Source organism: Melioribacter sulfuriphilus (assembly GCF_052656625.1).
This window is the reverse complement of sequence record NZ_JBQXXK010000007.1, coordinates 147,501-159,151: the sequence shown is the minus strand read 5'-3', so window position 1 is coordinate 159,151 and position 11,651 is coordinate 147,501. Positions and strand designations below refer to the sequence as shown.

The window sequence follows — 11,651 nt, the reverse complement described above, 5'->3', positions numbered from 1 at the left end:
TTTATTACGAAAGATTTGAATTGTTTTTTCATTTTCTTAAGTTTGCACCACATCAATCAACAAGAGGAAGATAAATGAAAAATAAGTGGGCATTAATTTTGGGCGCTTCGAGCGGTTTCGGAGGTGCCTCTGCCGTTGAGCTGGCTAAAGTTGGCTATAACATTTTCGGAATCCATCTCGACCGTCAGGCAACAATGCCTAATGTTCATAAAATTATTAAGAAGATTGAGAAGGAAGGACGGCAAGCTGTATTTTTTAATATAAATGCTGCAGACCACATAAAAATTAACGATACTCTGGACGAGATTAAAGAACGTTTTGCCTCCGATAAGGAGAGCGATAAAGTTCATGTTCTGATTCACTCTTTAGCTTTCGGTACCTTAAAACCGTATATCGGACCCAATCCCGCCGATTGTATAACACCCGCACAGATGAGTATGACTCTCGATGTAATGGCGCACTCGCTGGTATACTGGACTCAGGGACTGGTATTTCGAAATTTGCTTGCCGAGCGGGGACGTATCTTTGCATTGACCAGCGCCGGGTCTCATACGGTCATTCCGAATTACGGTGCTGTATCGGCAGCAAAAGCTGCTCTTGAATCTCATATAAGACAATTGACGGTTGAACTCGGTAGCATGAAAGTGGCATGCAATGCAATAATGGCCGGGGTAACCGACACTCCAGCAGGGCGTAAAATCCCGAACTTCGATAAAATGCTCTATTTCGCTGAGCATAAAAATCCACAAAAACGCCTTACAACTCCCGAAGATGTAGCCAGAGCGATTGTAGCTCTTTGCGATGAAAAGTGCGATTGGATTTCAGGTAATGTTATTGGCGTCGACGGTGGCGAATACATTGTAAATTACATTGGCGATAAATAATGCCATCATAAATAGATACAGGACGTAAAAATGAATGAATTCGCCTTTACTGAAGAGCAGAATATGCTCCGCAGCATCGTAAGGGATTTTGTTGACAATGAAATCAAACCAATTGCTGCAAAAATCGATGCTGAAGAAAAAATTCCTGAAGACCTTATCAAGAAATTGGGAGAATTAGGTCTACTCGGCATATCGTTCCCCGAAGAATACGGAGGGGGCAGTTTCGGTGAAGTAGGATATTGTATTATGCAGGAGGAAATTGCACGCGGCTGTATGTCTACAGCTACTTTTATCGGTGCGCATCAATCTATAGGTGCAAATGTAATTTACCTCGGTGGTAACGAAGAGCAGAAACAAAAATATCTCGTCCCTCTTGCAAAAGGCGAGAAAATAGGCGCATTTTGTCTAACAGAAGCTCAAGCGGGTTCCGATTCCTTTAATCTGAAAACACGCGCATATCTCGACGGCGATGAATGGGTGATTAATGGTGAAAAACTATGGATTACCAATGGAGGAATTGCTGATATAGTTTCAGTTTTTGCAAGAACAGAAAAAGGAATTACAGCATTTATAGTCGAAACCGATCGACCGGGTTTCTCTGCCGGACCACCTGAAAAAAAGATGGGTATTAAAGGTAGCACAACCAATCCGATTACATTCGACAATGTTAGAATTCCAAAAGAAAATATGGTAGGCCAGGAAGGTAGAGGTTTCATACTTGCCATGAAAACGCTGGATGCAGGTAGACTCGGTTTAGGAGCTGCATGTTTGGGAGCTTCGAAGGAACTTCTCGAACTATCGACTCGCTATGCAAAACAACGCAAACAATTTGATACCACAATTGCAAATTTTCAGGCAATTCAATTCATGCTCTCGGAAATGGCTTCTTTGATATACGCAATGGAATCGATGGTCTATCGTACGGCGGTCGATTACGACCTAAAGAAAGATATTTCCCATCAATCTGCTATCGTAAAATTATTTTGTTCCGAAGCACTCGATAAAATTGCCGATTATGCTGTTCAGATTCATGGTGGTATGGGATATTCACGCGAAATGCCAATTGAAAGATTTTATCGTGATTCAAGAATTAATAGAATTTTCGAAGGTACAAACGAAATACAAAAGGGCATTATAGCTCGTCACGTTCTAAAGAAAAACGGTAAATTATAAAAGGAGTTGTCATGAAACCATTTACATTTACGGACGGAAATTTCGAAGCCGAAGCTTTGAAATCAAATATACCTGTAATAGTTGATTTTTGGGCTGCCTGGTGTGGTCCCTGCCGAATGATTGCACCGATAATTGAAGAACTTGCTGAAGAATACAATGGCAAAATAAAAGTCGGCAAGCTCGACGTCGACGAGAATCAGCAGACGGCAATTAAATATGGCGTCCGGAGTATTCCAACAGTACTTTTCCTAAAAAATGGAGAAGTGGTCGACGCTATCATCGGGGCAGTGCCTAAAAGTGTTTTTGTTGAAAAAGTAGGCAAACTTTTGGGATAATTTGACTAAATTATTAAGAGAATTTTTTTAAAATTTCTTATAAAGTAATAAAGAAAAATTATCTGCATCTTTTTTTGAAAAGGAATAATAAAAATAAGTTTGTTAGTGTTGGATTGATGAAATAAAAATTGGTAAAGTTGAATGATTATTTGTGAAAATACTTCATAATTAGCTTGACAAAAATAAAGTTATTCTTTTATATTAATAACGCTTAATATGAAGCAAAGCTAAAAGGAGCTATTAAGTGTTTAATTCTTTTCTAGGGCTTATTGAATAATACAAATAAATTCCTTTTACACACAAAATTAGGAGGTAGCTATTGCAAGTGATGTTTACCGTATTACCTTTCAGATATCCTTTCTTTTATAAACCAACAAATTAAGGAGTAAAGTATGCATCGAAGAATTTTATACTTTTTGCTATTTCTTACTCTTATTCCTGCGCTACTAATGGCGGGAACAAGGGGTAGGATTAAAGGAAAAGTAGTAGATATGCAAACCGGAGATCCGCTAATCGGTGCCAATGTGATCGTTATGGGAACAACGATTGGTGCAGCTACGGATGCTAGCGGTGAATATCTACTTATTAACCTTGAGCCCGGTGTTTATGAGGTAAGAGCTTCATATCTGGGTTATCAAACCATAACAATTTCAAATGTTCGTGTTAGTGCAGATCTTACTACTGAACTCAATTTCCAACTACCTAGTGAAGATATCCAGGTAGGCACTGTTGAAATTGTGGCTCAAAAACCGCTAATACAAAAAGATAACACCAATGCAATTCGTGTTACATCAAGTGAAGATATCGAAGCTTTACCTGTGCGCGGAGTAAATAACATTATTGCTCTAACAGCAGGTGTAACGCTCCAAAACGGAGATATTTATATCCGTGGTGGTCGTAATGACGAAGTAGGTTATTATCTGGAAGGTGTATCGATTAAAAACCCAATTACCGGACGGAGAGGGGTTACTATCTCTCAGGATGCTCTCGAGGAAATTCAAGTACAGGCTGGTGGTTACACTGCTGAATTTGGTGGAGCTAATGCCGGTATTATTCGCCAGCAGTTCAAAACCGGCGGACCAGAATTGAAAGTAAGCTATGAGTATATAACAGATAATGTAACATTTAAGAGCAAAAAAGACGCATTTGACGGCAAAAAACGTCTTGGTGCTTACTGGTGGGGCTACAACGAACAAAGCGCCACATTGAGCGGTCCTCTCTTTTCTGATAGAGTTAAATTCTTTACTAATGTAAACTATAGATATGATAGAGATGGCAACCCGCAGCCATGGCCGGGGATGAACCTTGGCGTAATTGGCGATCCCGTTTCCAATGATACAATTAATTTCTATTATCCCGCAGGACCTCTGAAAGGACAACAAAGTGAATTTATTACATATACTGGAACTCTTAATTTCGATTTAAAACCAGTAATCATAAGACTATCTGGAACCTATACTACACAAAATGGTGCTACATCTGCCTACTCTGCAATACAGGATCTACTTCAGACAAGACGCGGGAAATTTGAATCGAATAATGGCGCTCTTAACTTGAAAATTACGCATGTGCTAACTCCTACTATGTATTATGAAGTATCTGCAGGTTATTATTTCTCAAACTATGAAGAATATACACCAGGACTTGGCTCGAATATCTGGGTTTATGGCGATAGTGTTGCAAATGCAGAAGCTGGATGGACAATACCCAGAACGCCAAAAGATATTGAAAACGGTGTATATGGCAGATATGTAAGCCCAACTTATGCTAATATCTATGGTTTTGATTTTGTAAGAGACGGTACAGTTCCGATTGGCTATGGAAAGAATGACAGACGAGGAATTTCACTTAATGCATCACTTTCATTTTTAGTCGGTAAAAATCATTCTTTCAAAGTAGGTGGTGAATATCAAACTTATACTTTAAGAAACTGGACACTTGGAACAGTTTCGCAGGTAGGTCTGGCAGCATCTGTCGATCAGTTTATTAATTCTTCAAATTATGATGGAACCGAAGCTTCATTAAATGCATACAAGCGGCAGCTTTTAATTACACGCGGTGTCAATAACTATGGATACGACGTTTTTGGAAATAAAGTTGACGATGGATACTTCGATGCTCCTCACAAACCTGTTTTTGCAGCTGCATATATCCAGGATAGAATTGAATACGAAGATCTCGTAATTAACGCTGGCTTAAGATTCGATTATATCGATATTGATAATCTCAAACTTGTAGATCCCACTAAACCAGATCTCGGCATCAATCCAACTACGGGTGAACTATATGAAGAAGGATGGGAAAAAGTACCTACCTTCAGTGCAGTAAGTCCTCGTTTAGGTTTCTCTTTCCCTGTTACAGATAAAACTGTATTCCACGCTCAGTTTGGTAAATTTATACAACAACCCGCATTAAGTACTGCTTACCGTGGATTGTATAGAGTAGGATTCGAAATTAAAGGTGGTTTCTTTATACCTCAACCAGCAGGTTTCAATTTGAGACCCACCAGAACCACTCAGTACGAGTTAGGCTTTACTCAGCAGTTAACAGATTTTATGTCTATCGATATTACCGGTTATTATAAAGACATTAAAGATCAAGTACAATTCACTAATCAGCCAGTAGATCGTAATTCAGCTTTCCAGAACTATAACGTATTGACTAATGGGGATTATGCTACTACGAAGGGTGTTGAAATTACGCTTAACATGAGAAGATACGAAAGGCTGTCAATGAATGCATCCCTTTCGTTCCAGGATGCACGCGGTACAGGATCAAATCCCTATTCTAATAGTGGTATTGTAGGTGCTCCTCTTGATGGTGTTACAATCTTTGTTCCAAAATATATCAGTCCTCTTTCCTACAATCAGGCTTTGAGAGGAAATGTCAATCTTGATTATCGATTCGGTCCGAACGATGGTCCAGCTTTGCTGCATGATTTTGGAGTATCAGTACTTGCTATGTTTAATAGTGGTCATCCCTTCACACGTGGTATTGGTGCTTTGAATGCCGAAACCGACGCTCGATTCCGTCAACCGCTCGAAGCTTTGAATAGTTCAGTTACACCGGGAGAATTCCAGGTAGACTTACGTATTGATAAAACTTTCAGATTGATGGATAAACTTTCTATGAATGTTTATGTCTATGTAATTAATCTCTTTGATAATCTCAATATTCGCAACGTATTCTTAAGAACCGGTTCTCCCCAAGACGACGGTGTGATTTATAACCCCGAATTATCACAACAATTGATTGAGACATATGGTGAAAAATATATTGATTTATACAAAGCTATCAATGTTGATTATCAAGAAGGTTATGGCGGAGTGCCGGGTGCGCTTACTAATTTAATGTATGGACCGCCTCGTCAGATTAGATTAGGTGTAAGATTGGAATACTAATCATAAAGTTTGAAAAAAAGAGGAGTAAAACATGAATAAAAAATTAATCAGACTAATAAACTTAACGCTAATGCTGTTGGCGTTTACAGCGCTAACCTTTGCCAAGGGAGGAGGCGAAAAGAAAGCCAATTCTCTTTTCAAAGCGTTGGGTGAACCTGTTTATACAAAGTTCAATATCAATAATATCTCTACTTGGATTAAAAATGACGGCGAATCCGATATTAATCAAAACGGTAATTCAGGATTTGTTTTCCCAAAAGGAAGTAACAGAACCGCTGTATTCCAGTCGGGCTTCCTGTGGGGAGGTAAAGTAGATGATCAATTTCGTGTTGGTGGCTCGACTTATCGGCAGGGGACTGTACCAGGTAGAATATTACCAGATGGTACTCCTGCTAATCCAGCTGACCCGGATGTAAGAATTTATCGTGTTAGAAGAGATTATAAAGATGGCGATTTAAGCGCTGAATTGGCTGATGGTGATGGACCTACGATCGAAGCTATCAGAGCACAGTATGAAAAAGACTGGAATGAATGGCCAGCAAGCCAGGGCGCTCCGTTTGAAGATGTTAATGGTGACGGCCAGTATAACCCTGCTGTCGATATACCTGGGGTTCCCGGAGCTGATCAAACTATCTGGTTCGTTTGTAACGACTTAGACCCCGCTCAAACCGACTTTATGTACGGCTCTTTACCGATGGGAATTGAAGAACAAGTTACAATATGGGGTTATAATGCTACCGGAGCTCTGGGAAATATGTTGTTCCGTAAATATATAATTATCAACAAAAATCCCGAGCAAAAACCTTTCACGGAGATGTATGTCTCCATGTGGTCAGACCCCGATGTTGGTGATGCAGGCGACGACTTTGCGGGATGCGATACCACTCTCAGTTTAGGTTTTGCTTATAATGCAAACGCTACAGATGCTGTTTATAATCCTCTTCCACCACCAGCAGTTGGTTTCGACTTCTTCCAGGGACCTATTGTTGATGGCGAAGCTGAAGATGTTGCTATCTACAAAGGTAAATATATACAGGGCAAAAAGAATTTGCCGATGACGGCATTCTACTTCTTCATAAACGGCGACAATGTTTATAGTGACCCTGATCTGGGATTGTATGAAACCGGTACTTTGCAGTGGTACAATTTATTTAGAGGAAGAGTATCAACTACAGGAGATCCTTTTGTTGACCCCACAACCGGTCAACCAACGAAATTTACTTTAGCTGGTGATCCTATAACTGGAACTGGTTGGTTAGATGGTATGCTTCATCCACCAGGAGATCGTCGTATCGGTTCTGTATCCGGTCCATTTGAAATGGCTTATGGTGATACTCAGGAAGTTGTAGTTGCTGAAATTGCTGCTGGAGCAGTTGAAGGTGTCGATCGATTAGGCGCTGTACAATTATTGAAATTCTACGACCTGCAGGCTCAATTAGCTTACGACAACTTCTTTAACGTTCCAACACCACCTCCGGCTCCTGTAGTAAATGTAGCTGAGATGGATGAAGAAATTATTTTATCCTGGGGCAGCGACCCTGCAAAAGTAAACGCCACCGAAACTTATTCGAAAGGTGGGTTTGAATTCCAGGGTTACTGTGTATACCAGTTACCAACAAAAACAGCTCAGGCAAGCGAGGCCCGTTTGATTGCTACTTATGATGTTGTTGACGGCGTTCTTAAGATTACAGATAAAGAATTTGATGCTACTTCAGGCGTAGTTCTCGATCGCGTTGTTAAATTTGGTAGCGACTCTGGTATAAAGAGATATATCAGTATTAAGAATGATGTATTCAAAGGCGGATTACCTTTAAATAATGGCAGTAAATATTACTTTGCAGTAACTGCTTACGCTTATAATCCTGATCCTGCAGCAGTACCGAGAGTGCTGGAAAATCCAATGAATGTCATCGAAGTTGTACCTCAATCTCCAAAACCTGGTATACGTTACGAAGGTGAAGTGGGACAGGTTCTCGATGTAACACATTCTGCAGGTTTCAGTGATGGTATCGTAACACCGATAGTTGTAGATCCTACAAAGTTAACCGGTGCTGACTATACAGTTACATTTAATATTGACGCGGAAGGCAACAAAACATGGAATGTCCTGAGAAATGGACAAACTGTTCTTGCAAATCAAACCCATTACGGCGATGATAATGAATTTATTATCGTTGATGGTATACAAATTGGGGTTCAAGATGCTCCAGCAATGATTAAAGGTCCTGGCGAAGGTGATGGTATGGTTGAAGTTGCTTATGCAGGTGCTCCACTTGATCCCTCGAAATACGATGCTGCTGGTGCACCGTACAAAGGCAACAAAGTATGGCACAGTCTTAATTCTTCAGGCGGTGATAGATATTATGTTAGTGCTGGTGGTGGTAGCGGCACTATCGACCGTTTATATAGATATGTAAATTATGCTGCACCATACGATTACGAATTTAGATTTACTGAAAATGGTGGGTACGCTGTTTTTGCATTCACTGACGATAAAATTGCAAGAGTTCCATTTGAACTCTGGAACATTGGTATCGGTACACCAGATGATCCTTCAGACGATTTTAGAATGATTCCATTTTTAGTTGAAAATGTTGCAACATCCGATCAATGGGGTTGGGCAACAGGTGAGGACCCGTATTTTGGTTATCCCGCTTCTGACTGGGTCTACTGGATGGATCCGAAGGATAGAACACCAGGAGATGTTGGTTATAAACAATTTGAAAACACGTGTATCCAATCTGGTGGTGCAGGTGCAACATACAATTACGCATTCGATGTCGATCCAAATGCAGGTGATTATAATGCTGATTTCCATGGCGGCTTTGTTTATCCGATTGGTAGATTTGTCGTCTGTGATTTTGACGGCGACGGAAAAATGCCACCAGCAGGAACAGTTATCAGAATTAACTATAATAAACCGATAAGTGCTGAAGATAAATATACTTTCAAGGCTCCTTCAGTTGTAAACGATCCCGAACTGGCAAAAGAAGACGTTGAGGATGTCAACGTATTTCCGAATCCGTACTATGGAGTCAATCCGCAGGAAATAAACAAATACCAGCGTTTTGTAACTTTCAACCACTTACCACAGAAGGCTACAATTCGCATATTTAATCTTGCTGGTCAATTGGTTAGAACGCTCCATAAAGATACACCGGATCAATTCTTCAGATGGGATCTCAACAATGAAAGTGACCTTCCGGTAGCAAGCGGATTGTACATAGTACATATTGATATGCCGGATTTAGGAAAAACGAAGATACTCAAAGTCGCTATAATTCAAGAACAGCAAATTCTTGATCGATTCTAAAAAATTGAAGGAGATTGAAAATGAAAAAAATAAATTTAATAACCTTAGTACTATTAACACTATTCATCGCAGGCAGCCTATTTGCAGGCGGTGGTAGTCGTAATGGAACTGCCGGAGCAACTCAGCTGCTGGTTCCTGTTGGTGCGCGAGGTATATCGATGGCTGGTGCTACTCTTGTTGACGCTACTGGGGTAGAATCTCTCTACTGGAACCCGGCAAATTTAGCTCGCGGTGAGTACAATACCTATGCTCTCTTTTCTCATATGAATTACTTTGCCGACATTAATGTTGAATACGGCGCAGTTTCTACTAATATCGAAGGCATTGGCGCACTCGCTTTCTCGATTAAATCAATTGCAGTTGGCGATATCCCTGTTACTACTGTTCAAAATCCCGACGGTACAGGCCAAACTTTCAGCCCTTCTTTTATAACCGTTGGTATGACTTATGCTCGTATGCTGAGCGATCGTATTTCGGTTGGTCTTACGGCAAACATAGTATCTGAAAAAATAGACCTTGTTTCTGCGACTGGTATTGCCTTCAACCTCGGTATCTCCTATAAAAATCTCGGTAATATCGACGGTTTGAGCTTTGCTGTCGTTCTGAAAAACCTCGGTCCACAAATGGACTACGATGGCAGCGGTCTTAATGTTAAGGCTATTTCCACAGATCTTTCGAGACCTACTCAGTATTACAAAATCGACGCTGCATCCTTCGAGTTGCCTTCAACTCTGGAATTAGCACTGGGCTATAATTACCAGTTTAACGAGACCAATTCATTAATCGTTAACGGCGTTTTCCAGAACAGCAATTTCTACGGCGACGAATACAGGTTCGGTGCTGAATATGCTTATAACGATTTATTCTTCGTTCGCGGCGGTTATACTTTTATGCCTGAGCTCGACAGCGACAGCAACACCTTCGGTTTAACAGCGGGCTTTGGTATTAACTATAACCTCGGTGGTCTCGGATTTAAAATCGATTATGCTTTCAGGGAAATGAAGTTCTTCAACGATAATCATGTCTTTACAGTAACTTTAGGACTGTGATTCGGATACATTAATTCACAGCAGGAAGCCCTCGAATAGAGGGCTTCTGCTTTTTAAATCTATCGCTGAGATTTGATTCTCTTTTTTCATTTCGTTAAATATGCATCATCAAAATTATTGGTGGGGTTATTCTATAATGAAAAAATTATTTTTTATTCTATTTATCTTCTCTACTATAAATATTTTTGGTCAGGACGAACTTGCTTTCGAATTTGATTACGCACGATTCAAATATGATACATCCTCTGTTTATATCGAATTCTACTACGACTTAATGCCTTCCCAAATGACGGTTTCTAATGACCTTAAAATCGAAGCAATTGTTCACATCGAAATTAAGAATTTGACTACCGATACTTTGTTTTTTAGGAAAGACTGGAAAATTGCAAATTCTGTCGATACTACTAACACTTTGAAGTCGTATACCGGAGTAGTTGGTATGGTCATTCCCAAGGGGAAATATTCTCTGTATATCAAAGCTTACGATTCGAATAATCCTTCGTTATCGAAGGAAATAAATGAAATTATTGAAGCAATCCCAATTAAAGAAGATAAATATGCTTTGAGTGATATCCAGATAGCTACAAATATTAAAAAAGAAGGTGCCAATCCAAATTCAATTTTCTATAAAAATACTCTCGAAGTAATTCCAAATCCCTCGATGATTTTCAGCCATAAAATGCCTGTTCTTTTTTACTACGTGGAATTGTACAATCTCAAACTTAAAGATCCGAACGCAGACTTTACACTATACAAGGAGCTTTTTAATAGCAGTAGCAAGAAGGTGGATGGACAATCGAGAAAAATTCCTCAAAACGATAAGTCAACAGTCGATATCGGATTCTTTAATTTGTCAAAATTACCTACAGATTCTTACACTCTTAAGTTGAGTTTAGTAAATAATAGTACGAATGAAGGATATGTGTCTTCGAAAAGATTTTATTATTATAACCCTGAGTTCGTTGATACGGCTACAAATTTCAGAATTAATAGAGGATTTGCCGGTAGCGAGTTTGCCATAATGACTTCTGAAGATTGCGATAAAATGTTCGACCAGATAAAATATATTGCATCGGGAAATGAAATCAGTCAGTATAAAAAGCTCGATTCTCTCAACGGCAAACGAGAATTTCTTTATACATTCTGGCAAAGAAGAGACCCTGATCCATCGACATCTATAAATGAATTTAAAGAAGATTATATGCGTCGACTTGAGTATGTGAACCAAAATTTCAGTAATTATACACGTCCAGGATATCTTACGGACAGGGGACGCGTTTATCTCATATACGGCGAACCCGACCAGCGGGATCGATATCCTAATCAATCGAACATGAAACCTTACGAGGTCTGGTTCTATAATCAAATCGAAGGTGGTGTAACTTTTATTTTTGGGGACGTGACCGGATTTGGAAATTATGAGTTGCTCCATTCCGACAAACGCGGTGAAGTGCGGGACGACAACTGGCAATACAGATTAAAAACCACTCAATAAG

At 39.7% G+C, this 11,651-nt stretch carries 7 protein-coding genes; all 7 read left to right on the top strand.

What is annotated here, in order from left to right:
* Positions 1 to 74: 74 nt before the first annotated feature.
* Positions 75 to 884 carry an enoyl-ACP reductase FabI gene (locus tag ACUN8G_RS10830; RefSeq protein ID WP_437347422.1) on the top strand — a complete coding sequence of 270 codons (810 nt, stop codon included), beginning with the start codon at positions 75 to 77 and terminating at the stop codon, positions 882 to 884.
* 30 nt (positions 885 to 914) lie between these two features.
* Complete coding sequence (locus tag ACUN8G_RS10825) at positions 915 to 2,057, top strand: acyl-CoA dehydrogenase family protein (protein ID WP_437347423.1); 1,143 nt, start codon at positions 915 to 917, stop codon at positions 2,055 to 2,057.
* Between the two features lie 11 nt (positions 2,058 to 2,068).
* Positions 2,069 to 2,392: a thioredoxin gene (trxA, locus tag ACUN8G_RS10820; RefSeq protein ID WP_437347424.1), complete on the top strand. Its 324-nt coding sequence runs from the start codon at positions 2,069 to 2,071 to the stop codon at positions 2,390 to 2,392.
* A 392-nt stretch (positions 2,393 to 2,784) separates the two neighbouring features.
* Entirely contained in the window at positions 2,785 to 5,793 is a 3,009-nt protein-coding gene (locus ACUN8G_RS10815; protein WP_437347425.1) for a TonB-dependent receptor, read from the top strand.
* A 31-nt stretch (positions 5,794 to 5,824) separates the two neighbouring features.
* Positions 5,825 to 9,106, top strand: coding sequence for a T9SS type A sorting domain-containing protein (locus tag ACUN8G_RS10810; RefSeq protein WP_437347426.1), 3,282 nt, complete (start codon positions 5,825 to 5,827; stop codon positions 9,104 to 9,106).
* A gap of 20 nt (positions 9,107 to 9,126) precedes the next feature.
* Positions 9,127 to 10,155, top strand: coding sequence for a PorV/PorQ family protein (locus ACUN8G_RS10805; protein WP_437347427.1), 1,029 nt, complete (start codon positions 9,127 to 9,129; stop codon positions 10,153 to 10,155).
* A 136-nt stretch (positions 10,156 to 10,291) separates the two neighbouring features.
* Positions 10,292 to 11,650 (top strand): GWxTD domain-containing protein, encoded by a 1,359-nt coding sequence (locus ACUN8G_RS10800; RefSeq protein ID WP_437347428.1) that lies wholly within the window; start codon positions 10,292 to 10,294, stop codon positions 11,648 to 11,650.
* The last annotated feature ends 1 nt before the right edge of the window (position 11,651 follow it).